Annotated in this window: 19 protein-coding genes and 1 pseudogene; 7 read left to right on the top strand and 13 right to left on the bottom strand. The window is 62.6% G+C overall.

What is annotated here, in order from left to right:
* Positions 1 to 109: 109 nt before the first annotated feature.
* Entirely contained in the window at positions 110 to 1,021 is a 912-nt protein-coding gene (locus V2S85_RS24685; protein WP_330705444.1) for a S1/P1 nuclease, read from the top strand.
* 307 nt (positions 1,022 to 1,328) lie between these two features.
* Here V2S85_RS24685 and V2S85_RS24680 read toward each other — a convergent pair whose 3' ends face one another.
* Positions 1,329 to 2,249 (bottom strand): LysR family transcriptional regulator, encoded by a 921-nt coding sequence (locus V2S85_RS24680; protein ID WP_330705443.1) that lies wholly within the window; start codon positions 2,247 to 2,249, stop codon positions 1,329 to 1,331.
* A 96-nt stretch (positions 2,250 to 2,345) separates the two neighbouring features.
* On the opposite strand from V2S85_RS24680, the gene V2S85_RS24675 reads away from it, so the two are divergent.
* Positions 2,346 to 3,215, top strand: coding sequence for an aldo/keto reductase family oxidoreductase (locus tag V2S85_RS24675; RefSeq protein ID WP_330705442.1), 870 nt, complete (start codon positions 2,346 to 2,348; stop codon positions 3,213 to 3,215).
* 52 nt (positions 3,216 to 3,267) lie between these two features.
* Here V2S85_RS24675 and V2S85_RS24670 read toward each other — a convergent pair whose 3' ends face one another.
* Both V2S85_RS24670 and V2S85_RS24665 read right to left on the bottom strand, forming a co-directional pair.
* On the bottom strand, positions 3,268 to 3,912 hold the full coding sequence (locus tag V2S85_RS24670; RefSeq protein WP_330705441.1) for an alpha/beta hydrolase: 645 nt from the start codon (positions 3,910 to 3,912) through the stop codon (positions 3,268 to 3,270).
* 295 nt (positions 3,913 to 4,207) lie between these two features.
* On the bottom strand, positions 4,208 to 4,939 hold the full coding sequence (locus V2S85_RS24665; RefSeq protein WP_330705440.1) for an SDR family oxidoreductase: 732 nt from the start codon (positions 4,937 to 4,939) through the stop codon (positions 4,208 to 4,210).
* A gap of 189 nt (positions 4,940 to 5,128) precedes the next feature.
* On the opposite strand from V2S85_RS24665, the gene V2S85_RS24660 reads away from it, so the two are divergent.
* Complete coding sequence (locus V2S85_RS24660) at positions 5,129 to 6,025, top strand: AraC family transcriptional regulator (RefSeq protein ID WP_330705439.1); 897 nt, start codon at positions 5,129 to 5,131, stop codon at positions 6,023 to 6,025.
* A 682-nt stretch (positions 6,026 to 6,707) separates the two neighbouring features.
* On the opposite strand, the gene V2S85_RS24655 is transcribed toward V2S85_RS24660, so the two are convergent.
* The 3 genes and pseudogenes from V2S85_RS24655 to V2S85_RS24645 all read right to left on the bottom strand — a co-directional run bounded on the left by V2S85_RS24655 (position 6,708) and on the right by V2S85_RS24645 (position 10,225).
* Positions 6,708 to 6,848: a hypothetical protein gene (locus tag V2S85_RS24655; RefSeq protein ID WP_330705438.1), complete on the bottom strand. Its 141-nt coding sequence runs from the start codon at positions 6,846 to 6,848 to the stop codon at positions 6,708 to 6,710.
* A gap of 301 nt (positions 6,849 to 7,149) precedes the next feature.
* Positions 7,150 to 7,355, bottom strand: a pseudogene (locus tag V2S85_RS24650) (IS3 family transposase); the annotation flags it as partial.
* Positions 7,356 to 7,405: 50 nt separating this feature from the next.
* On the bottom strand, positions 7,406 to 10,225 hold the full coding sequence (locus V2S85_RS24645; RefSeq protein ID WP_330705437.1) for a TonB-dependent receptor plug domain-containing protein: 2,820 nt from the start codon (positions 10,223 to 10,225) through the stop codon (positions 7,406 to 7,408).
* 186 nt (positions 10,226 to 10,411) lie between these two features.
* Between V2S85_RS24645 and V2S85_RS24640 the strand changes: the two genes are divergently transcribed.
* The 3 genes from V2S85_RS24640 (at position 10,412) to V2S85_RS24630 (ending at position 15,008) form a co-directional block, all read left to right on the top strand.
* Positions 10,412 to 12,352 carry an isoaspartyl peptidase/L-asparaginase gene (locus tag V2S85_RS24640; RefSeq protein ID WP_330705436.1) on the top strand — a complete coding sequence of 647 codons (1,941 nt, stop codon included), beginning with the start codon at positions 10,412 to 10,414 and terminating at the stop codon, positions 12,350 to 12,352.
* Position 12,353: 1 nt separating this feature from the next.
* The gene (locus tag V2S85_RS24635; protein ID WP_330705435.1) at positions 12,354 to 12,797 is read left to right on the top strand and encodes an Lrp/AsnC family transcriptional regulator; all 444 of its coding nucleotides are present in this window, start codon (positions 12,354 to 12,356) and stop codon (positions 12,795 to 12,797) included.
* A 408-nt stretch (positions 12,798 to 13,205) separates the two neighbouring features.
* Positions 13,206 to 15,008, top strand: a complete 1,803-nt coding sequence (locus tag V2S85_RS24630) for an ATP-binding protein (protein WP_330705434.1) — start codon at positions 13,206 to 13,208, stop codon at positions 15,006 to 15,008.
* Between the two features lie 28 nt (positions 15,009 to 15,036).
* On the opposite strand, the gene V2S85_RS24625 is transcribed toward V2S85_RS24630, so the two are convergent.
* From V2S85_RS24625 to V2S85_RS24605, 5 genes are all read right to left on the bottom strand, one after another.
* Positions 15,037 to 15,387 carry a response regulator gene (locus V2S85_RS24625; RefSeq protein ID WP_330705433.1) on the bottom strand — a complete coding sequence of 117 codons (351 nt, stop codon included), beginning with the start codon at positions 15,385 to 15,387 and terminating at the stop codon, positions 15,037 to 15,039.
* A complete protein-coding gene (locus tag V2S85_RS24620) occupies positions 15,384 to 18,845 on the bottom strand; it encodes a chemotaxis protein CheB (RefSeq protein ID WP_330705432.1) in 3,462 nt (1,153 codons plus the stop codon). Before V2S85_RS24620 ends, V2S85_RS24625 begins: the two co-directional genes overlap by 4 nt.
* Positions 18,842 to 19,444, bottom strand: a complete 603-nt coding sequence (locus V2S85_RS24615; RefSeq protein ID WP_330705431.1) for a PAS domain-containing protein — start codon at positions 19,442 to 19,444, stop codon at positions 18,842 to 18,844. Before V2S85_RS24615 ends, V2S85_RS24620 begins: the two co-directional genes overlap by 4 nt.
* A gap of 263 nt (positions 19,445 to 19,707) precedes the next feature.
* Positions 19,708 to 20,628, bottom strand: a complete 921-nt coding sequence (locus tag V2S85_RS24610) for a cation transporter (protein ID WP_330705430.1) — start codon at positions 20,626 to 20,628, stop codon at positions 19,708 to 19,710.
* Positions 20,625 to 21,167, bottom strand: coding sequence for a hypothetical protein (locus V2S85_RS24605; RefSeq protein ID WP_330705429.1), 543 nt, complete (start codon positions 21,165 to 21,167; stop codon positions 20,625 to 20,627). The genes V2S85_RS24610 and V2S85_RS24605 overlap by 4 nt, the downstream gene beginning before the upstream one ends.
* A 136-nt stretch (positions 21,168 to 21,303) precedes the next feature.
* Here V2S85_RS24605 and V2S85_RS24600 point away from each other — a divergent pair, with 136 nt between their 5' ends.
* Positions 21,304 to 22,155: an SDR family oxidoreductase gene (locus V2S85_RS24600; protein ID WP_330705428.1), complete on the top strand. Its 852-nt coding sequence runs from the start codon at positions 21,304 to 21,306 to the stop codon at positions 22,153 to 22,155.
* A gap of 25 nt (positions 22,156 to 22,180) precedes the next feature.
* Here V2S85_RS24600 and V2S85_RS24595 read toward each other — a convergent pair whose 3' ends face one another.
* Positions 22,181 to 22,483 carry a response regulator gene (locus V2S85_RS24595; protein WP_330705427.1) on the bottom strand — a complete coding sequence of 101 codons (303 nt, stop codon included), beginning with the start codon at positions 22,481 to 22,483 and terminating at the stop codon, positions 22,181 to 22,183.
* A 9-nt stretch (positions 22,484 to 22,492) separates the two neighbouring features.
* Entirely contained in the window at positions 22,493 to 23,263 is a 771-nt protein-coding gene (locus tag V2S85_RS24590; RefSeq protein WP_330705445.1) for an ATP-binding protein, read from the bottom strand.
* Positions 23,264 to 23,509 lie beyond the last annotated feature (246 nt).

Here is a 23,509-nt window from a genome sequence, read left to right as displayed (position 1 = left end):
GGAGGATATCCGTTCCCCTCGGCATCTATCCAGCGATCCTTCCCGGCGGCGGCGATGCTTGCCTGCCGTGATGGATCGATTTTCCCTCTCGCTATGGACAGGTGGATCGATGCTGAAGATCACGAAATGGCTGCAGCAGCCATTCGGCGCTGCGCTGGTTGCCCTTCTGATGACGGCGACGCCCGCGCAGGCATGGACGCGTACCGGGCATGCGGCAATTGGCTTTGTCGCGGAAGCCAAGCTCAAGACTGACAATCGCGCCGTGTGGAATACGATTTCCGAACTGCTCGACGGAGCCGAGTTCTACGACGAAGCCGTGGCCGGCTGGGCGGACGACGTGCGCGAATCCTATCCCAACCTCATCCACACGGTCCGTATCCCGGTTCTGGGCGCTGTACCTCAGGCGTCGGATCCCGCCTGCATTGCCGATCAGCCCGCAATCAGCTGCGCCGACAAGGCGATCGCTTATTATGCCGGCATCCTCAAGAACACCGCCAACACCAGGCAGCAGCGGCAGGAAGCGGTGAAATTCCTGCTCCACCTGGTCGGCGATCTTCACCAGCCCCTGCATGGTTCCGAGCCAGGCGGCGCACAGGACAAGGTGGTGATTCCGGGCGGAGTGTTGAATGTGGACGCAAACGGCGCCGCAACGACCACCGATGTCCATTCCGTATGGGACTACGCCATCGTCAAGAAGCACGGCCTGACCGCGATCCAGTTGGGCCGGCAGCTCTGGGACGATGCCTCGCTCGCGCCGCCCACCGGCCTCACTCCGCGTGACTGGGCCGTGGAAAGCCGCAACCTGTCGAAGAAATACATTTTCATCGATCCGGTAACGCCCAGCGCAAACGATGCCTATAAGGTCGTCGCCTGTGGTGGTCGGACCGGCATCACCTGCCCATCCGCCGCCAAGACGCTTCCTGCCGACTACGAGACGAAGAATTACTACCTCGCATCATATCGGCTCAAACAGGCGGGACTTCGTCTGGCCGAACTGCTGGTGAAGACGCTGGGCTCTTGATGCCGACATGACATGATTTCCGGCTCGTCTGCGAGCTGGAAATCCCCTTGATCGCTCCCAGACCGGTGCGGTTGGTCGGAAGTATGCGTGACGGCCCTGGGGCTGGTCGCTGGGTACATTGAAGAAAGAGCCATATCCGGCAAACAATTGAGCGACGGGAGGTGCCGACCCTTTCCGGCCGCTCAGCAGCCAATTTTTCAGTCTTAGGTGCTGCCTGTCCGGTTCGGGTAGTTGCCGACCGGTCAAGGTCATTCAGATCAGTACGGGCGAAGGCCCTAATTGCAAATCTTGCTGCAAGCGGACGGTCTTAGCCTTGCGCTTGCGGCGCCGCTGGCTCCTTCCGGGTGAAGTCGATGAAGGTCCTGAGTGGAGGCGGAAGTTGGCGGCGGCCGGAATAATACAGCATCGGCCCCGAGAACGGCTCGTCCCATTCGTCGAGTATCCGTTCCAGGGCCCCTGACTGCATGGCCGGGGCAAGCCAGTCCTCGAAGAGCCGTATGACACCGAGCCCTGCCATCGCGGCCTCGACCAGCAGGTCGCAAGCCGAACCGGGCTGGATAAGGAGAGGGCCGGGCGGGTCGATACGGATCACTTCGTCGCCGCGCTCGAATTCCCAGATGGCCAGCGCGCCGCTGGAGAAGCGCAGGCGCAGGCACGCGTGGTGAAGAAGGTCGCGGGGATGCGCGGGGCGGCCATGGACATCGAGATAGGCCGGAGCCGCCGCCGTGATTATCCGCTGCGACCGTGGCCCGATCGGTACGGCGATCATGTCCTGCTCCAGCCGTTCCTCGTAGCGGATACCGGCGTCGGCGCCGGAGGCGAGGATATCGACGAAGCTGTCTTCCACGGTCACCTCCACCCGAATCTGGGGATGCGCCTTCAGGAATGGCGTCAGGATGCCGGGAAGGATAGTTCTCGCGACATTCGCCGGGACGTTGAGGCGCAGGGTGCCGGCCGGCTGATCGGTTTCGGCATGGACCGCGTCGAGTGCGGCATCGATCTCGGTAAGGGCGGGGGATAGGCGCTCGAACAGCCGGGCGCCCGCTTCGGTGGTCGAGATGCTGCGCGTCGTGCGATGCAGCAGGCGCACGCCCAGCCGCGCCTCCAGCCGCCGAAGCGCTTCGCTGAGACCGGATGCGGAAACGCCCGATACCCGCGCGGCCTCGCGAAAACCGCCCGCGCGGGCCACCGCCACGAAAGCCGATAGATCGTCGAGTTCAGTCGCCATTGTGCATATTCTCGCACAGCCTGTGCTGAACTGCACGGCTTATCGATCGTTGGCAACCGGTCCATATGCCTGGTCGCACCTTCAGGAGATTTACGCATGACCGATCTTGCACCCGCGAAGACCTTCGAACTCGGCGACCGTACCGTCAGCCGGATGGGCTATGGCGCCATGCAGCTTGCAGGGCCTGGCGTGTTCGGCCCGCCGCGCGATCGCGCCGCCGCCATTGCGGTCCTGCGCGCCGCAGTAGAGGCCGGGGTCAACCATATCGACACGAGCGACTTCTACGGACCGCACGTCACCAACCAGATCATCCGCGAAGCGCTGCATCCCTATACCGATGATCTGGTCATCGTGACCAAGGTGGGCGCGGTACGTGGCGACGATGCCGCGTGGCTCCCGGCGCAAAGCCCCGCCGAACTGACGCGGGCGGTGCACGACAACCTGCGCAATCTGGGCCTGGAGCAGCTCGAAGTCGTCAACCTGAGGCTGATGGGCGATGTCCACGCGCCGAGCGAAGGATCGCTCGAAGCACAGTTCTCCACGCTTGCGCAATTGCGTGAACAAGGACTGATCCGGCATCTTGGTCTCAGCAACGTCACCCCTGCGCAGGTGGCCGAGGCGCGGACGATCGCGCCGGTGGTCTGTGTGCAGAACCACTACAATCTCGTTCACCGTGCCGACGACGCCTTGGTGGAAGACCTGGCCATCCAAGGGATCGCCTACGTCCCGTTCTTCCCGCTGGGCGGGTTCAGCCCGATCCAGTCGGATGCGCTGTCCCGGATCGCGGCGCGGCTTGAAGCCAGCCCGTTGCAGGTTGCGCTGGCGTGGTTGCTGGCACGTTCGCCCAACCTGCTCCTGATCCCGGGCACCTCGAGCGTCGCGCATCTGACGGAAAACCTGGTGGCCGAAAGGCTGCGCCTGTCGCAAGATGTTCTCGCTGAGATGGATGTCATAGCGGGCACATGAAATCTGCCGCCGTTCGAGGGCAGAGGTGCGCTGTGAGGTCGGATTGCGCGGTCTAGCCGATGACCGTCCGGGCGAATGCCGCCGCTGCCTCGAGGCCATCCTGCCCGACGCTGTGGCCCAGCCCTGGCGAGACGTGCATCTCGACAGGCACGCCGGCTGCCGTGAGTGCGGCGTTGGCCAGATCCATGGAACGGAACGGTACGACCTCGTCTTGCGTACCGTGGATCAGCAGGACCGGAGGGCGGCTGCGGATATCCGCTTCCAGCAAATCCGGTGCGACCAGCATGCCCGAAATCCCGACGATCCCGGCGACGGTTTCTTTCCGGCGCAACCCGAAGTGGAGTGCCATCATCGTCCCCTGACTGAACCCGACGAGTAGCAGGCGGTCGCCGGTCAACCCGGCCGCTTCGAGTTCTGCAGCAAGGAAAGCATCGAGAGCCGGCGCCGCAGCCGCCGCGCCGGCCGCACGTTCCGCCATCGAGAAGGTCTCGATCGGCCACCACTGGTAAGCGGCTGCCATGTGAGGGATCTGCGAAGGGGCGTTCGGCGCCACAAAGGCCGTATCAGGCAAGGCGGGCTGGATCATGCGCGCCAGCGAGATCAGATCTTCGCCATTGGAGCCGTATCCATGAAGCAGGACCACCAATCCGGTGAGGGCCGTGCCGGAAAGCGTGGCGAGGCGGGGGCCGTCGAGCATCAGGATAATCCTTTTAGATTGGCGATCTCAGCATAAATGCCTGCATTATGACATGTGAGGATCCGACCCATTGTCGCCTTCCCGCCGCCGACCCATCGAAGATATTCAGCCGCCCATTTCCACTCCCCGAGTGCGGACTGGCCGCTAGCGACCACCGTCGGCCGATGCACGGCGAGCGCCGGGAATGAGCTCTTTCTACAAGTTTAAATTCGACGATCACGTTACTCCGATGGTTAATGCTCCAATTCGCCGGCTGCCGGGTTGTGGGGGCAATATGCGAATGCCCCCATCCTCGTCAGATTGTTGAGCGAACCGGCCGGACGATCAGCGTATTAACGTCCACATCCGCCGGCTGCTCCACCGCATAGGCGATGGCGCGCGCGATCGCGTCCGGGGTGAGCGCGATGGAGCGGAAATCGACCATGGCCTGCGCCGCGACCGGATCGGTGATCGTGTGGGCCAGTTCCGATTCCACGACGCCCGGCGCGATGATGGTGACGCGAATGTCGTCATGCTCCATGCGCAGCGCCTCCGAGATGGCGCGCACTGCATATTTTGTCGCGCTGTAGACGCCGCAGGTCGGCCACACGGCATAGCCACCGATCGAAGAAATGTTGACGAACTGGCCGCTGCCCTGGCTTTTGAAGCGGGGGAGGGCGGCGGCTATGCCGTGCAGGACACCGCGGATGTTGACGTCGATCATACGGTCCCATTCGTCAACCTTCAGGCTGTCGAAGCGCGACAGCGGCATCAGCCCCGCATTGTTGACCAGCACATCAACGCGGCCATATTCGGTCTCGGTCGCGGCAATGAACGCCTCGAAATCGCCGCGGTCGGTGACGTCGAACGACCGGAAGGCGATCGTGCCTCCGGCTGCGTTCAGTTCCTCCGCAAGCGCGGCGAGCCGGTCGGTGCGGCGTGCGCCCAGCATCAGTTTCGCGCCGCGCGCCGCCAGGAGCCGCGCCGTGCCTTCGCCGATGCCGCTGCTGGCGCCGGTAATCGCGATGACCTTGTCCTCGATAGTCATGATAGTCACTCCTGTTCAGACGGACCGAACCATAGATCCGATGCCCCTTAGATGGCGCTATCTGGTCGTGAGGAGGTAGAACGGTCATCCGGGATGATTGCACGATATTCCAGAATTATAGCGCCGCGCTGGATCGGTCTCTATAAGCCGTGTAGGCTGATCGTACCGACTGCTTTGGGAGAGGCGCTGATGGCGCATCAAGAACTGGCTCAGCAGATTGCCCGATACGCGGAGCGAGACGGCATCATCGACACGCCCATCGCTCGGCTCACGCTGGTCCGCTCGGGCCGGGGTGGCGAGCCGGTGCATATGGTGCAGCGTCCGGCGCTGTGCATCATCGCGCAGGGCAGCAAGCGCGTGCTGCTGGGCGATGCGGTGATCGACTATGGCCCTGCCAGCTATCTCGTCGCCTCACTCGATCTACCCATCACAGGCGCTGTGACGCAGGCGAGCGCGGACGCGCCTTATCTCTGCTTCTGCCTCTATCTCGACCCCGCCCTGTTGTCGGAGATCGCGTTAACCCTTCCGCCTCTGCCGGCAGGCACGGAGGGGAGGGGTGGGATGACGCTGCACCCGATGACACCTGAACTGATTGACGCGGCGACGCGGTTGACGGCGCTGCTCGGCGATCCGGCGAACGCGCCGCTGCTCGCGCCGCTCATCGAGCGGGAATTGCTGGTGCGGCTGATGACCGGGCCGGGCGCGGGCGTCCTGCGCGCGATAGCCAGCGGCGAAAGCCGCACCAGCCAGCTGGCCAAAGCGATCGCCTGGCTCAAGGCCCATTTCCGCGAACCATTCAGCGGACCACACCTTGCCGCCCTTGCCGGCATGAGCCTGTCGAGCTTCCATGATCATTTCCGCCACGCCACCGCCATGACTCCGCTGCAATATCAAAAGCAGCTGCGGTTGCAGGAAGCGCGGGCGCTGATGCTAGCCGGCCGGCTTGATGCGGCAGAGGCGGGCTTCCGCGTTGGCTATGACAGTCCTTCCCAGTTCAGCCGCGAATATCGTCGCCTCTTCGGCGCCCCACCTGTCCGCGACGTGGGGCGGTTAAGGGCAATGCCGCAGATGGCTATGGCGATTTGAGGGCGAGGCGTAGTTCGGTTCGATGCGGGGCGACGATACTTGCCCAGCTGTGATCCGCTTCGTTTCAGGGGCAATGATGCGCTTTGAGAGCGCCAAAGACTGGATCGACAGCACTCGCTGCTCGTCGTCGCCTGCAACATAGGGTTCGCTCCCCGAGCATTGCGAACCGTCCGCATCTCATGTCTCCGTTGGCGAGACAAATCGGGTGCGACATCGGGACAGAGAGAATGTTGCGGATCATACGCTAGAGAAGCAAGCTTCGCTGCCCTCACAGCGAGCGGTTCCTGCCGATGGCGCTATTGCACAGCTCCGAGCGACAGCCGCGAGATATAGCTGACGGTCGGCACATTGAAGTTTCGAAATGAAAGCCGAGTGTCTGCGTTGGGTCGATTGCGATAGGCAGGGCTTGGGACATTGCTACCGGTCGCCGCCATTACCGGAAGCGTCTGGTGACGCCGAAACCGGTCATTGGTCAGCCCTCGTAAGGCCCGCCTCCGATGTTTAGGTCGCCCGCCAGTCTCAAGCGGAATTGGCGCGCCGCATGGCAGACCTCGACGCCAGTGTTGCCTATGCTGCGAAGCGTCACGAAGAAGCTGTTTCGACACACACGGAAGCCAAGCTTGCCGCAAGCGAAGCAAGCGAGGATACATCGGCCGCGAGCGCTGCCTTCAGCGATCTTTGGTCACGCCAACATGAAATCGACTACCTCGCGCGCAAGATCGACCAGTTGAGCCGCCACAAGCAGGTTTTGTTCGATGCTGGCGAACGTCAAGCCGACCACAAAGCTGCCCTTCTGGTTTTCGAACGCGCGAGGCAGGCGCATTCGCAAGCGATCTTCGGCCAGGCTCAGGCAAGGGTGAGTCCGACGGGGCGCGCGCATTTGCAAATGCCACGCAAGCGGTCGAACTGGCGCAGAGTGCCCGCGAAAAGGCTGCAGCAACCGCGCTCGATGCGTAGGCCCGTCATGACGAGGCGGCGACAGCGGCTGAGACGCGCGAAGGCGTGCTTATTTCAGCGCAGGCAAGCGTTCTCGCGCAGCGCTTGCAAGTTGGGGCACCCGTGCCCAGTATGCGGCGCAAGCGAGCATCCGGAACCCGCACATGGCTCAGGAGATGCAACCGCCTTCGAAAACCCACGATGTAACGGGCGTAGACATCGATCACGAAGGCGACGTAGACGAACCCCGCCCAGCGTTAGGTCGGAGATTCATAGCATGTCCGGCGCCGGGACATGGAACTGGCGGTTGACTTGGTCCAGCGGTGCGCGGTTCCGCCTTGTCGGCAAACGTCGTGAGCACCGGCTTGCCCCTAATCACCCCCTGCTGACCAAGATTCCCGCCTGCGCGGGGATGACTAGTTCTTATTCGGGCAGAATGGAGGGTTAGAAGCCCTTCCCGCCCAGCTTCCACGTCATCTGCAGATAGATCGAGCGGCCGACGCTGTCGAACCAGCTGATGTCATAATAGGGATAGCTGGCGTAGGTATTGTCCTTCACCGGATTGGTATCGAGCACGTTGTTCACTGTCAGCGAGCCGCGCAAGTGGTCGGTGAAGTCGTACTGGACGCTGGTGTTGAACAGGTAGCTCGCCTTGATATAGGCGTCCTCGTCATAGTTGGGCAGCTTGCCCAGCCGCGTTCCCGACACCGTCCAGGTCATCTGTTCGAGGTTCCAGGTCACGCTTGCGGTCGATTTGTCACGCGGCAGGTAATAGCCGCTGTCGTAGGCCAACTTGTTGATCGAAGCGTCACCCGGATACTGGCGGAAGCTGTGCTTGAACACATGCGTGTGCGAGGCCGAAAGCGAGAAAGTGCCGAAGTCAGCAGTCGGCAGGTTGGCGTGGATCGCCACGTCAATGCCGCTGGTCTTCTCGTGCGCGATGTTGATCGGGTTGACCGAGACGGAGTCCAGTTCACCTTCGCTCACCCCGCTGGTGAAACGGTGCACACGGGCAAGCGCATCCTGACAGGTGGGCGAATTGATATCGACCGCGCTGCCAGAATTGGTCTCGCCGATGCGGCAGTCGGCCTCGTCGCGCAGCAACTGGTCGATCGAAAGGTCCTGCACCTGGTTCGACAGCGAGACGCGGAAGTAATCGACCGAAACGTCAAACATGCGATGCGGCTGCCAGACTATGCCGGCATTGATCGACTTGCTGGTCTCGGGCTTGAGATTCCGGTTGCCGTTGCGCTGGGCGACGATGCCCTCGTCCGAATAGGAGCAGTCGCCGATATCCTCGTCCGGCTCCTCGGTGCGGCACAGGTAGTAATCGGTGCCCGAGGGGTGGGTATTGCCCGGACCAGTGAAGACGTAATGCAGATCGGGCGCGCGGAAGCCGGTGCCATAGGCGGCGCGAAGCAACAGCGTGGACATCGGGCGGATCTCGACGCCGCCGTTGTAGGTCAGCATGCCGATGGTGTTGCCCGCAAAGCGGAAACCGTCATAGCGCGCCGCACCCGACAGCTGCAGGAAGGTCGTCACCGGCACGCGGACTTCGCCGCCCAGCGCCCAGTGGCTGCGCGAACCGTGGCCGTCGCTGTCCTTGAGGCCATAATAATAGTCGGTCAGCGCCAGCGGATCGGGGTTGAGATCGTAGCCCTGCTTGCCGCCTTCGGCGACCACTGCGAAACCGACCGGCCCCGCAGGCAGATCGAACAGACTGGTGCTCGTCAGCGTGGCCTGCAGGTTGTCGGTCCAGCTCTTGGGCCGATAGACCGAGTAGGCGGTGATGCTGTCGTATTCCGAGCGGGTCAGCGGTGTGTAGAGACGCGAGGGATCGGCGTCGAAGATCGGATAGCCGCTGTCCTCGTCGGTGCCAATCTGCTCGCCCAAGAACAGCGCGTTCGCCTTCGACGCGATGACCTGCGGGAACTCCACCTTGGCGCGGTATTCGCTGTGGTTGAACGAGACCTCGTAGGACCACTTGTCCGACAGCTTGCCCTTGATGCCCGGCGTCACGCTGAACGTGGTCTGGCGGTTACGGGTCATGGTGTTAGCAAAACCGCCCGACTCCTCGGGCGTGAACTGGCGATACCAGTCATCGAGGCGATTGTCGTAGGCGTTGTAGAACGTGGTGTCGCTGCTGCCCGAGCTGTTCTGGAAACCCCAGTCCAGCACGTCGGACATCAGCGCCACCTTGCTGATGCCGAACTGCGCGTCGATGAACAGCTCCGCCTTGTCGGACAGTTCATATCCGGCCGAGGCATAGCTGTTGAAGCCTTCGCGCCGCGACAGCACAGTGCCATAGCCGATCGAGGTGTTGCTGCCGCAGAAGTAGCCCGGACCGTAATCCTCAAGATTGTCATCGTAGGCTCCGTAGCGCGGACGCGAGGCGTAATAGGTGGAGCCACCGTTGAGATAGGACAGGCCCGCGCAGGTCGAGGCGCCCGGATCGACGTATTCGTCCGCATCGGGATCGTAGCGCAGGAAAGTACGGCGGGCGAGCGTGCTCGACGTGGTCGGGTTGTCCGCCGTGCTGTCCTGGATTTTGCGCTGGTAGGCCCACAGCGGACGCTGGAGCATGTATTCAACGCCGCCCACGATGTGGAAGCGGTCAGTCGACCAGCCGCTCGTCACCGAAAGGCGGTGCGACATGCCGCCGCCGTGCTCGGTGCGGCCGTGGCGATAGTCGATGGTGGTTCCGTCCACCTTGTCCTTGAGCTTGAAGTTGATGACGCCCGCGATCGCGTCCGAGCCGTAGATGGCGGACGCGCTGCCGCTCAGCACTTCGACCTGCTCGATCAGGCTGACCGGGATGTTCGAGATGTCGGTGAAGTTGCTGCGGCCCTGGAACGGCAGCGGGAAGTCGGCGATGCGGCGACCGTTGACCAGCACCAGCGTGTGGTTGGGGCCAAGCCCGCGAAGGTCCACCTGCTGCGCGCCGGGGGTGAAGCTGGCGCCGCTGAACGACTGCTGGCTCTGCGTCTCGCCGCCGTTCTGGGTGACGGCGCGCAGGATGTCGGGAACGCTGGCGTAGCCGTTCTGCAGGATCGTCTGCGAATTGATCACCGTGACGGGAGCGGGCCCTTCGCTGGAGACGCGCGGGATGCGCGATCCGGTAACGATGATCGAGCCGCTTTCTTCCGCGGCAGGCTCGGGCGCGGTGCCGAGTTCCTGCGCCATGGCAAGTGCGGGCGAGCACATCGCGGCGATGCTGCAACCCAGCGTCAGAACCTGACGGCGACGGCGCGAACCAGAATTCATTGAGCCCCCATGAGCCGGTGGCGGACCCGCCCCCTGCGTGCCCCATTACCCGGCCTTTCGCTTGAGAAACCACATTTTGCGGAAATTCTCAATCAGTTTGACATTTTGTTGCCACATATTGCAGTTTTCAGTGCGCAAAATGTCGCAGGTCCTTCGGGACGTCGATTGTCCCGAAAGGCCTTACGGATGAAGTTCTCCTCGCCCCGCAAGCTCGCCAGTGCTCTCTTCCTCGGTACCGGAGCCGGTGCCCTGTTCGCCGCCGCGCCTGCGCTCGCCGCGCCTGGATATAAGCATTACGTGCTGGGCGATGTCGATGCGTCCGCCGCCACGACGCACGAAGGCGGGCTGTTGCTGATGGGCGGCGGCGATCGCAACAACGATGCCATGAAGTGGTTCTTCGGCCATGCGGGCGGCGGCCATATCGTCATCCTGCGCGCCTCGCTGGGCGGCCAGATCGGCGAGGAATTCTACAAGCAGATCGGCGGCATCCGCTCTGCCGAGACCTTCGTATTTACCGACCGCAAGGCCGCCTACGATCCGAAGATTATCGCCGCGCTGCGCCGCGCCGACGGCATCTTCATCGCGGGCGGCGACCAGTCGCGCTATGTCCGGTACTGGCGCGGCACCCCCGTGGCAGAGGCGCTGGATGCCCATGTCGCGGCGGGCAAGCCGCTGGGCGGCACCAGCGCGGGCCTCGCGATGCTGGGCGAGAAGCTCTACGGCGCGATGGACGGCGGCAGCATCACCAGCGCCGAGGCCCTGCCCGACCCGCACGGGTCAGCCAACACGATCGAGAGCGATTTCCTCCACCTCGCCGCGCTCAAGGGCGTGATCACCGACACTCATTTCAAGGAGCGCGACCGGCTGGGGCGCCTGTTTGCCTTCCTCGCCAAGGCGCAGGTCGGGCGGGCGCCGGACGATCCGGCGCTGCTCGGCCTCGGCGTCGATGAAAGCGCAGCGATCGCGGTGGAGGCGGACGGCAGCGGGCGCATCTACGCCACCGCGCCCGATGGCGGCGCATGGCTGGTCAACGGGGACGGCCTGCGCGGCACAGCGACCAGCGGGCCGCTGCAGGCCCATCGCGTGCGCGTGACCGGAATCGGTGCAGGCTCTGTCGTGCACTTGCCCTCGGGCAAGGTCGATGCGCCGACGTTCGTGCGCAACTATGCGGTGACGGGCGGCTCGCTGGTGCAGGTGCCGCTCTGGTCGCTCGCCATCCACGGCGGCGCCGGGGTGATCGAGCGCGGCGACCTGACGCCTGGCAAGGAAAAGGCCTATCGCGCCGGTCTGGATGCCGCCCTGCGTGCGGGCGCGGCAGTGCTCGACAAGGGAGGCGCCTCACTCGACGCCGTCGAAGCTGCGGTGCGGGTGCTGGAGGACGACCCGATGTTCAACGCCGGGCGCGGTGCAGTGTTCACTGCCGAGGGTCGCAACGAACTCGATTCCGCGATCATGGACGGCGCCACGCTGAAAGCCGGTGCCGTGGCGGGGGTCACCCGCACCCGCCACCCGGTAGACGCGGCGCGCGCAGTGATGGACCATAGCCCGCACGTGATGCTGATGGGCGCGGGCGCCGATGCCTTTTCGAAAGATCAGGGGCTGGAGCAGGTCGATCCCTCATGGTTCCGCACCGAGGCGCGCTGGCAGCAGTTCCTGACGTGGAAAAAGACGCGTCAGGCCGCGCTTGACCGCACTCACCTGTTCGGCACCGTAGGCGCGGTGGCGCTGGACGCGGACGGCAACCTTGCCGCCGCCACCTCTACTGGCGGCATGACCGGCAAGCGCTGGGGCCGGGTGGGCGATTCGCCGATCATCGGCGCGGGTACGTATGCAAAGAACGGCCAGTGCGCGGTTTCCGCCACCGGCTCGGGCGAATACTTCATCCGCGAAAGCGCTGCGCGGCAAGTCTGCGACCGGGTCGGCTATCTGAAGCAGCCGCTGGCCGAGGCCGCGCAGGCGACGATCATGGCGGTGGGCGCGATCGGCGGCGACGGCGGGCTGATCGCCATGGGGCCGGACGGCACCCCTGCGTTTGCCATCAACGACCTTGGCATGTATCGTGGGCGCATTGCCGAAGGCGGTACGGCCGCAACGGCGATCTACGCGGATGAACGACCGGGAGATTGACTTGCAATCCGGCGTCCGGCTTGACGAAACCGACGAAAGCCTGCTGGCCCTGCTCCGGCGGGACGCCCGCCTGCCGATCGCGCAACTAGCCAAGGAACTTACGATCCCGCGCGGCCAGCTCTACTCGCGCCTTGCCCGGCTGGAAGAGGCGGGCATCGTCGCGGGCTATACCGTGCGGCTGGGCGAGGCTTATGCCGCAGGCCGTATCCGCGCCCACATGATGATCAAGACCGCCCCGCGCTGGCATCGCGAGGTGGAAAGCGCGCTGGAACATATCGCGCGGGTGCAGGCCGTCCACGCGATCAGCGGCGAATATGATATCATTGCCATGCTGGAGGCAGAAGACAGCCGCCATCTGAACGACCTGATCGACGATATCGGCATCCTGGAAGGGATCGAGCGGACCAGCACCAGCGTGATCCTGGCGACCAAGCTGGAGCGGTAGGAGCATTGCCTAGGTGTTTAAAGTCCTCTTTCGAGGAGGAACCCCTCCGACTTCAATCAGATACTGGCTTGAACCCCGCCTCGTGATCCTGCCGGCGTCAGCCGGTCAGTCATTCAGATCGGGAAGGGCGGCAATTACTAGCTATATCGCCGGAACCTGTCATTCTGGAATCGGCCAGTCCAAGGCAACCAGAATGAGGAAGCTGCCGGTCCGCACCTGGGAGAGTAAAATTGGCGGCTGAATGTCTTAGAACGGTCGTTCCGAGGCACCGTGTCTTCGCATCTTCTAGCCGCAGCATTGCGCCGGAGACCGGATGTGCCAGATGTGTGACCTAGGAACTCAACAAGCCCTTTGCGCGTATTGCACCTTGATGCAGTGGGATAGCAAAGCTGTGGGGGCAAGTTCGTGATGTCGGCAAAAAGCAATCTGGCGATCCAGACCGTCGAGGGGATATCCGGACGATCACAGGAGAACCTATCCGATATCGAGCTGCTCCATCAGATCAGCGTCACATTGATCGGTGAACAGGACCGCTTCGAACTTTACGGTAAGATTGTCGAGGCTGCGGTCGCGATCGCGGGATCTCAGTTTGGCACAATGCAACTCCTATGCCCTGCCGGAGACCCGTCAGGCCATGACGGTGAACTGCAACTGCTCGCTCATCGCGGCTTACCTGAGCACGCCATCGAATTCTGGAAATGGGTCCAGCCTGCCGCATACAGCAGTTGCACCCTCGCTCTGAAGTTCGGCCAACGCGCAATCGTCCCTGATTTCGAAGAATGGGCCGATATCGCAGGGACCCAGGATCTGGTTGCATTTCGGCAGGCCGGAATTCGCTCGGCTCAGACCACGCCCCTCATTTCGCGTAGCGGCAAGCTTCTTGGCATGATCTCCACGCACTGGGCGCAGCCGCATGAACCCAGCGAGCGCGATTTGCGGATGCTGGACATTCTCGCGCGACAGGCCGCGGATTTGCTTGACCGCACGATTGCGGAAGAGGCTCTTCGCCAGCTCAACGAAACCCTTGAGATCCGGGTTGAGGAAAGATCTCGAGAACTCATGGCTTCCGAGGACCAGATCAGGCAGCTGCAGAAAATGGAGGCGATCGGCCAGCTGACCGGCGGGGTCGCGCACGATTTCAACAACCTCCTCACGATCATTCGCTCGTCAGCAGAACTGCTGTCCCGGCGGGAGTTGCCGCGCGAAAAGCAGCGCAAGTACATCGACGCTATCTCGGAGACAGCCGACAGGGCGGCCAAGCTCACCAGCCAGCTGCTCGCATTTGCCCGCCGTCAGCCCTTGCGGCCGGAAGTATTCGACCCCGCCGAAAAGGTGGCCAGCGTCTCGGAGATGCTGCGCACCGTGGTCGGCTCGCGCATCGAGATTGATGTCCTTTCTCTGTGCGATCCCACTTTCGTCGAAGTGGATGCCAGCCAGTTCGAGACGGCGCTGGTGAATATGGCGGTCAATGCACGCGATGCAATGAACGGCGAGGGCCGGATCACCATCTGCGTGGACACCGCACGGTCAATCCCAGCCCGCCGCGGTCATGCAGCGGCGCAAGGCGATTTCGTGAAGGTCTCGGTCACGGATATTGGATCGGGCATGCCGCAGGAACACATCGACCGTGTGTTCGAACCTTTCTTCACGACGAAGGAAGTGGGCAAGGGCACCGGCCTCGGCCTGAGCCAGGTCTATGGGTTCACCAGGCAGTCGGGCGGCGAGATCGCCGTCACAAGCGAAATGGGCCGCGGAACGACCTTCAGCCTATACCTACCCCGATCGACGGCACTCGTCGACGACACGTCCCCGGACTTGACGGGACCTGCCATGGTCACTGACGCGAGGATCCTTATCGTCGAGGACAATCAGCAGGTAGGGGACTTCGCTGCGCAACTGCTGGCCGACCTGGGCTTCACGGCACGCCGTGCCGGAAACGCGCGCGAAGCGCTAGCCGTGCTCGAGGCCGAACACGATGAGATCGACATCGTGTTCTCCGACGTCGTCATGCCCGGTGTGGACGGGGTAGAGCTATGCCGACGCATCCGGGCGCGCTGGCCGGGCCTGACAGTGGTACTCACCGGCGGATACAGCCACGTGCTTGCCGATGATATGCGGCACGGGTTTCCCCTGCTGCAAAAGCCCTATTCGCTCGACGACCTCGTGCGCGTGATGCGCGATGCTCATGCGCAGAACGGAAACGTCTTTTAGAACCGCGCCCGATAGAGCCTGAAGATGATCACGCTGCCGCGCGCAGCAGGGCCTCGCGCAGGCGGCTAGGGGAGCAGGGCTTTGAGTAGACCTGGGCGTCGGGATAGCGGGTCTTCAGCTGATTTTCGTCGGCATGGCCGGAATGGAAGATCAGCGGCACACCAGCGTCCCTGAGCACGTCGGCGGCAGGAAACACCTCGCCATCCGGTAAGCGAACATCGAGAATGGCGCACGTCGGAAGTTGCCGCTCGATCGCGGCCAAAGTGCCGGCAAGCGTTCCGCATGTGCCTGCAATGGAGTATCCGAGCGCTTCGACAGTGTCTTCCAGATCAAGCGCCACGAACAATTCATCTTCAACGATCAGGACAGCGCAAGTCATCCGGCAATCACCGAGCCAGGCAATTCCATCCGCTGTACCAGCTTGCCGCCTTCCACGGTGCGTTCGATACTCGCGCCGAGCTGACGGGCCGACGTAGCAACAAGCAACGTCCCAAATCCCTTGCCTTCCGTCACATCAATCTCATTCTCGCCTGCTTCGGTCCATTCCAACGAGATGGTCCGATCGCGTAACGCCCATGTGATCGAAAGGCTGCCGGGTCGTGCGCCCAGCACGCCATATTTTGCCGCATTGGTCGTCCATTCGTGCAGGATCAGCGCCAGCGAGGAAAGGGAGGTGCGCTCGACCGTGACGTCAGGGCCATCGATCTCGATATTTGCTTGCCCCGAATAAGGAGCAGTCGTCGTTTCAATCAGGTCTTTCAATGATATCGGTCGCGGCTCGCCGGCCGGGGCAGCCAGCGAATGCGCGCTGCCCAACGCTGAAATCCGCTCGCGCAGGTCCAGCGACAGGCTCTGGACATCGTCGTGAGTTCGGCTCGCCGCAGCGATCATGCCGCTGACCACCGCAAAGAGGTTTTTGACGCGGTGGTTCATTTCGCGCAGCATCAGGCCGCGCGCATCGGCAAGGGCGTATTCGGCAGTGATGTCGATTGCCGCCCCAACCATGCGCAGCGGGTTCGAACCCCCGATCGTGCGTCCGAAGCTTTTGAGATAGCGGTCGGAAACAGCTCCGTCCTTTTCTTGCTGGGGCACGCGGAACGTGACAGCGAAGTCTTCCGCACCCGATGCTGCGCGGCGCAAGGCATCCTCGACCGCAGTACGGTCATCGCCGTGGATGCGCGAGAGCACATCCGCCACCGTCACTTCGCCTTTGGCCGGCAAGCCCAACTGGATGCGATTGGTGCCATCGGGAATGAGTTCGCCGGTCTTCTCGCAATATTCCCAGACGCCGATGCCACCCGCCGTGATCGCAAGGTCGAGCCGCTCGCGCTCGGCAGCAAGATCGCTTTCCATAAGCAGCGCTACGGTGATGTCGGTCAGAACCAGTGTGGCGCCGTCCACCCCTCCGTGCTGCGTACGATAGGGAAGCACGCGCAGCGCCAGCGTGCGTCCCCCTTCGCGCGTGTGGACCCGGCGCTGCAGAGATTCTCCGGTTTCGGCGACCTGAAGCGCATCGTCGAGATATCCGTTGTCGTCGAGCCGCGTCGCGACGTCTGCGAGCAGGCGCCCCCGGTCAGTGGGGCGCAGCGGAAAGATACCGGTCGCGGCCTCGGTGAAGCTCCGGATGCGCAGGTTGCGGTCGAGAACGATCACGGCAAGGTCGGTAGATTCAAAGAAGTTGCGCAGGTCAGAATTTGCAACGGTAAGCTGGTCGACCTTGCTCTTGAGCTCGTCGTTGACGGTCGACAACTCCTCGTTCGTGGACTGGAGCTCCTCATTCATCGACATCATTTCTTCGTTGGAACTCTTGAGTTCCTCGTTCGCCGTCTCCAGCTCCTCGACCGCCGTCCGCAGCTTGTGGCGGGTAAGGCGCAGTTCCTCTTCCAGCGCCTCCATGTGGTCGTCGCCGTCCTCGATCTCCGCGGCATCATGCTCATCGAAGGGGCGGAATGGCGCGCGGTCGCGGAATACGAGCAGAAGCGTACCATCGGGCAGCGGCTCGCAAACCGCTTCGATCGGCTGCAGGCCGTAGTCCGACTTGACCTCAACTTCCCGCGCGATCGTGCGCTTCTTGCCGTCACGCGCCTGGCGCACAAGCGGCCCCAGCACGTCGCGAAGTCCAGGCTTTGCGAGTGAAATGGCGTTAGCGCCGCCGGTACGGGTTACGGGAAAGTCGAAGTAGCGGCTCAACTTTCCGTACGCAGCCAGTACCGCGCCGTCCTGGTTCAGCACCATTGAGGGCGGTGCGTAGAGTTCCGTCAGCCGCTGGATGGCGATCTCACTCTCTGCGGCCCTGCGTCCGCCCTCCACCCGGCTCGACACCTGACGCTGCCGCTGGGTATTTCGGTCGCTGGCGGGAAGATCGATCGGATAGCTTGGGCTACCAGCGCCCCGTTCAAAGATGCGGGCGTGATGGTCGACTGGAGGGAACAGGTGATCGAAACGGCCGATGCTCTCCGACGGACCAAGGAACAGGTAGCCGCCGGGCCGGATCGCGTAATGCAGGATCGGCATGACGGACTGTTGTAAGCGGTCATCGAAGTAGATCAGAAGGTTACGGCAGGATACCAAATCTATGCGGGAAAACGGCGGATCCTTGACTACGCTGTGATTGGAAAATCGAATGAGATCGCGGATCTGGTTCGCGATCGAGAAGCGTTCGCCATGCGGGTTCGTCCATCGTTCGCGCAAGGGGCTGGGAATGTCGGCAAGCGCGGAAGCAGGGTAGCTGCCCTCGCGCGCGATCTGCAGCATTTGCTCATCAATGTCGGTCGCAAAAATCTGCACCGGGTTGGCGAACCCGTTCTCGCGTGCGGCATCGGCGAAGAGCATGGCCAGCGTATAGGCTTCCTCGCCGCTGGAGCAGCCCGGCACCCAGACGCGAACTTCCTCGTCGGTCTCGCGGTTGCGCAAGAGCGGGAGGATGACCTTGGTTCGCAAAGCCTCGAACATCTCGGGATCGCGGAAGAAGCGCGTGACGTTGATCAGGAGGTCGCGAAACAGCGCCTCGCATTCGACAGGATCGCTGCGTACGCGGTCCAGATAGGATCGCGCTGACGCAATGGACAGCACGTGCATCCGCCTTTCCACGCGCCGCACGAGCGTTGAACGCTTGTAGCCGGAGAAGTCGTGCCCCACCGCCGACCGCAGCGTGCCGCACAGGTCATCGACATGATCGGCGACGAGTTCCGCCTGCTGCTCGCGAGGCTCGCCACTGCGACGTGCGAAGAATGCGGAAAGGCAGTCGATTATGTCCGCCGGGCGCTTGACGTAATCCACCAGACCCGTGCCAACTGCCGAGACCGGCATGCCGTCGTAGCGCGCCGTTTCGGGCTGCTGGACGACGCAGACTCCACCATGCTCCTTGATGGCGCGCAGGCCCGTGGATCCATCGGCCCCGGTCCCCGATAGGATGACGCAGGCTGCATTCGCCTGCTGGTCTGTTGCCAGAGAGATAAAGAAGTCGTCGATCGGCCGACGCAGCCCTCGCGGTTGGGCGAACTCGGTCAGTTGCAGCCTGCCCTCCTGCAGGACCAGCCCCCGACCGGGCGGAATGATGTACACCCGGTCGGGCAACAAAGTTTCACCCCCCTCACACTGCAGCACATCGAGCGGGCAGGCCCGGTCGAGCAACTGCGCGAGCATGCTTTCATAATTCGGATCGAGATGCTGGACGATCACGAACGCCATGTTGGTGGGTAAGCGCGCAGCCGACAGCATCTCACGCAGCGCCTCAAGCCCACCGGCCGAAGCACCAATTCCGACCACCGGCACCGCTATCGGAGACGTGCCCTCAGACCGCAACGCCACATCATCAGGCTTGTCGTTTCCGCTCAAAGGATCGAACTGTCGTCGAGGTTGGCAAGGGTCAGTTTGGCCTGCGCAATGATCGCGGCCGAATTGGCAATCGTGGTCAAAGTTCCCTCGACGATGATCCCGCTTTCCGCGGCAACGGGGCTCAGCCTGGTCAGCGTCTGGTTCAGTTCCCGATCATAACCCTGAAGACGCTCTGGCTGGGCCCGGCTGACGTCGAACTGCGACGCAAAGATATACCGTGTCTCGCCTGCAAGAGAGCGAAGCCGCGACATGTAGAGCAGGTTGACGAATGGCGTTCCGTCCTTGCGGAAGTTGAGGATCGGGGTGCGCACGTTGGGAGACAGGTCGTCTTCCAGGAAGGCGCGCAGCTTGGCCCGAGCTTCACTCTCGTCGGCATCGCGCTGGAGCACGCGGCAGTTGTGCCCGATCAATTCCGAAGACGCGTAGCCGGTCAGTTCCACGAACCTGCGGTTCACCAGCGCCAGCGGATGGTCTCCGTCAGGATGAGCGAGGGCGAGCGCTATCGGCGAATTCTCGAAAAACGTCTTGAGCTCGTCGGGTACGCTCAGGTCCTGCACTTCAATATCTCCTGCAAGCGTCGTTGGCACTTTGTCCCTCATCACCCCCTCGATCCGATCGGGTCGCTCAGCCGTATGTGCCTGATTTGTGCGGAAGCGTCACGGGCCTTCTGCTCGCTCTGACGAAATTTGAGGTGAACGCAAGCGGAGATGAATGACATCTCAACGGTCGGAAGGGGACGGGAAATCGGCGGCGGAGCCGCCGGAAAGCGTCGGCCCGCGGTGGCAAGGTGCGGGCGCGAGCGCGGGATATTTTCGCCACCACAGCGCCGCTAAACGAGGAAATCCGGTCGGACGGCGCTGCCTCAGTCACCCACCGGTGGAATGAAGCTGACCTGGGCGAGCCGCCAGGCACGGCTTTTTTCCTTGGGCCAATACTGTCGAGGATGCCTGTGCTCGGCAGGCGGGTGAACACCGTGGACCTCAGCCCGGATCAATCGTCCGGTTTCTCTCAGCCGGATTGTGGCCGAGGGAAATTCCTCAAGCAGACGATCTTCCAATTCCTGCGCATCTTCTGAAAGTCGGGGGCTTGATAGAGCGCGGGGCGATCCGTCGACCAGTTCGGCGGTCGCGGAGCGCAAGGCCTTTATGCCATCGCTGATCACATCGAGAGAGATAATGGCAGCCGCGACGGAATCGGCCCACCACCAGCCAAGCCCGAGACCGATAATACCGGCAAGGCCCGCTGCGCCCGTCAACCAGTTGGCCTTGTTCATCAAAGCGTCGGTATGCAGAAGCTTGTCGTTGAGCTTTTCGGCGAGCGGCAGTTCCTTGCGACCGATCAGCATGGGAGGAACAAGGGAATAGAGTTGCGCGGCGATCATCAGCCACCCGAGCCAGACGTCTTTTCCAAACAGCACGATCGAGCCGACGGACGCATGCTCGGCGGCCGTCAGCGCGACAACCGCATTGTAGAGCAGGAGAAGCCCGACCGCGGTGAGAGCGACTGCGGCCACGAAGAAGCCGAGGCCGTTCACCCGCTCGAACCCGAAGGGAAACTTCTTCGACCGGCGGCCCTTAAGTTCCATTTTTGCGGCGATGAGAAACATGATCGGCGGGACGACGCCGAGGGTATCCTCGACCCAGGCCGTTTTCATGGTTTGGCTCTGACCCAGCACCAGCCCCATCGCGACGATGATCGTGGCTGTCCAGAACAGGTTCCAATACTCGAGCCTGATTGCCTCGCGCATGACGCCGCGCAGTTCATCTGGCAGACTGCTGTTCATCGTTCCCTCGCGGATTGCGATACCTTGCGCGATGCGCGCTCGACTAACATGATCCAGCTGTTCTCGCCATTTTGCATGGCAGCTTTCACTTCGATCGCATGTTTACCGGACCCCGTACTTCGCAGCGGGGGAGTAAAAGCCACCTTGGTCTTCCATGGGCTATCCTTGGCGAATGCGCCCAGGACAAGATCGGTCTTTCCTTCGGAGAGGTCGGTGAGAAGGGCTTCTGACGCACCGCCCGCGATGCGTGGGCGCGCGCCAGTCTGCCGCTCGATCTCGCCAAGCAGGCGCCGCAGTTCCAAGGTGTCCGGTGTGCCTGCGACCAGCCCCACTCTGAACTGCCGGGCCGTTCTGACGTTCTCCAGCGTATCTTCCGGATCCTGCGGGAGCCCGTGGCAGGCTGGGAGAAGAAACAATGCACCAAGGGCGATCCATCTCATGCCGAATGCCACGCTTGTTGTTGTTGCCCATTCGGAACGAGCGAGCGTCGGCGTTGTTTCGGGCGCTGGCGGGTGAGGGACAACAGCATTGCCGTCCATGATGCGCCGGCTTCGGCATCTGTCGCTACCGACTTGTCCCTCAATCGTCACATCTTGCCTTAAAGGCGCAGCGCAGCGCGTCTGAAGCAGAACCGCCCGCAGTCATCGCTCGTTAGGTCACTACAAGGAGACCGTCATGAGCCAGACTGCCGATATGATTCACGAAGACGCGTTGCCCGGACACGAAAGCTTCCTGCAGCCGAAGCCCGAATGGCAACCGCGCTATCCCGGCTCAGGCCGGCTGACCGGCAAAGTCGCGATCGTCACGGGCGCTGACAGCGGCATCGGGCGAGCCGTTGCGGCCCTCTATGCGCGTGAAGGCGCCGACGTCGCGATCGTCTATCTTCTGGAAGATGACGATGCCCAGGAAACCCGGCGGATCGTGGAAGCGGAGGGGCGCAGCGCCATCACAATCAGGGCCGACGTCGGCATCAAGGAAGCCTGCAATCTGATCGTCGAAGAAACCCTGACGGCCTTCGGTCGCATCGACATTCTCGTCAACAATGCCGGCGAGCAGCACCCTGATGCGGACATCACCGACATCTCCGAGCACCAGCTGCGCCGAACCTTTCAGACCAATATCTTCGGAATGTTCTTTCTGACCCAAGCGGCCAGACCACACCTTTCAAGGGGCGCCGCCATCGTCAACTGCACCAGCGTGACAATGTATCAGGGCAGCAAGGAACTGCTTGATTACAGCTCCACGAAGGGCGCCATCACGGCTTTCACACGGTCGCTGTCAGAGAACCTTATCGAGCACGGAATTCGCGTGAACGCCGTGGCTCCTGGTCCCATCTGGACACCGCTCAACCCTTGCGGCGGAGCAAGCCCCGAGAAGCTTGAGCACTTCGGTGAAAGCACGCCGATGGGGCGGCCGGGACAACCCAACGAAGTTGCACCTGCTTTCCTGTTCCTGGCCTGTGAGGATGCCAGTTACATGACGGGTCAGGTCCTGCACCCCAACGGCGGAATCATTGTGAACGGATGAAGTTGCCCGGCGACGCCGGCGGCACTTAGGTGGGCACCGCCGGCGTCCCCAGCAGACTATGGATTGCACTCGTCAACGTCTCGGCACCATACGGCTTGGCCAAGACGGAGAATTGCGCCGTCCCTTCGCCCACCATCTGCTCGCTATAGCCGGTCGCAAGCAGGACGGGCGTTTCGGGCGCCCGGATGTGGAGCTGCCGGGCCAGATCGATACCGCTCAAGCCGGGCATCACGACATCGCTGAAAACCAGGTCAAAATCCTGTTCCTGAGCAACGCGCAATGCCTCCGCACCATTATGCGCCGTCACGACCTCAAGCCCGAGATCCACCAGTAACTGCTACGCAAAATCCAGAACCTGTTCATTGTCCTCCACCAGCAGAATTCTCAAACCGGGCGGGAGCGGCGCGTCGCCGCGAGCATGACCGGATGGGCCCGGCTGCTTGTCGACGGTGGGCAGGATCAGCCGCACAGTGGTCCCCACGCCCACTTTTGAGAGGATTTCCGCGGTGCCGCCGGCCTGCGCCGCAAAGCCGTGGATTTGGGACAGTCCAAGCCCTGTTCCCTGTCCAACGGGCTTGGTGGTATAGAAAGGTTCAAACACACGTTCGATCGTCTCGGGTGTCATTCCCGTTCCGGTGTCGGTTATCTCGATCGCGACGGCATCATCTTTTCCGAGTGAATGTTCCCGGATGCTGATGGTCAGAGTGCCACCTTCCGGCATGGCATCCCGCGCGTTGACTGCCGCGTTCAAAATGGCCGTCTCGAGTTCCGTTGGATCGACTTCCACCCGCGCAATCAAATTGGAGGGTTCGACCACAATCTCAATATTGCTGCTAATGGAGCGTGAGAGGACTTCGCCAAAAGCATCTAACTGGATGTTGAGGTCCAGAACCTCGGGCTGGAGGACGCGGCGGCGGCTGAAGGCCAGAAGATGTCCGGTCAGCGTAGCCGCGCGCTTGACCGTGTCGGTCAATCCATCGAGATATTTGACGCGCTTCTCTTCGGACAGATCCGGCTTTCGCAACATCTCGGTTGCCCCGGAGATGACGGTCAGCAGGTTATTGAAATCGTGAGCGACACCACCGGTCAACTGGCCGATAGCCTCCATTTTCTGCGACTGGCGCAGCGTTTCGTGAAGCTTTGTCAGTTCCTCGGTTCGTTCGGCGACCCGGCGCTCCAGTGTTTCATTGGCTTCGCGCACCTGCCGAATGAGTTGTGCATTCTCGATGACCTGCCCCCCGAAAGGTCCCTCATTCTGATGTAGAGTCTGCCCACGAGAAGGAGCAGACGCATGAGGAAGAGCCGTTTTACCGAGGCGCAGATCATCGGGATGATCAAGGAGCAGGAGTCCGGG

Source organism: Novosphingobium resinovorum (genome assembly GCF_036352595.1).
Taxonomy (GTDB): domain Bacteria; phylum Pseudomonadota; class Alphaproteobacteria; order Sphingomonadales; family Sphingomonadaceae; genus Novosphingobium; species Novosphingobium resinovorum_B.
This window is presented reverse-complemented; position numbering and strand designations above follow the sequence as displayed.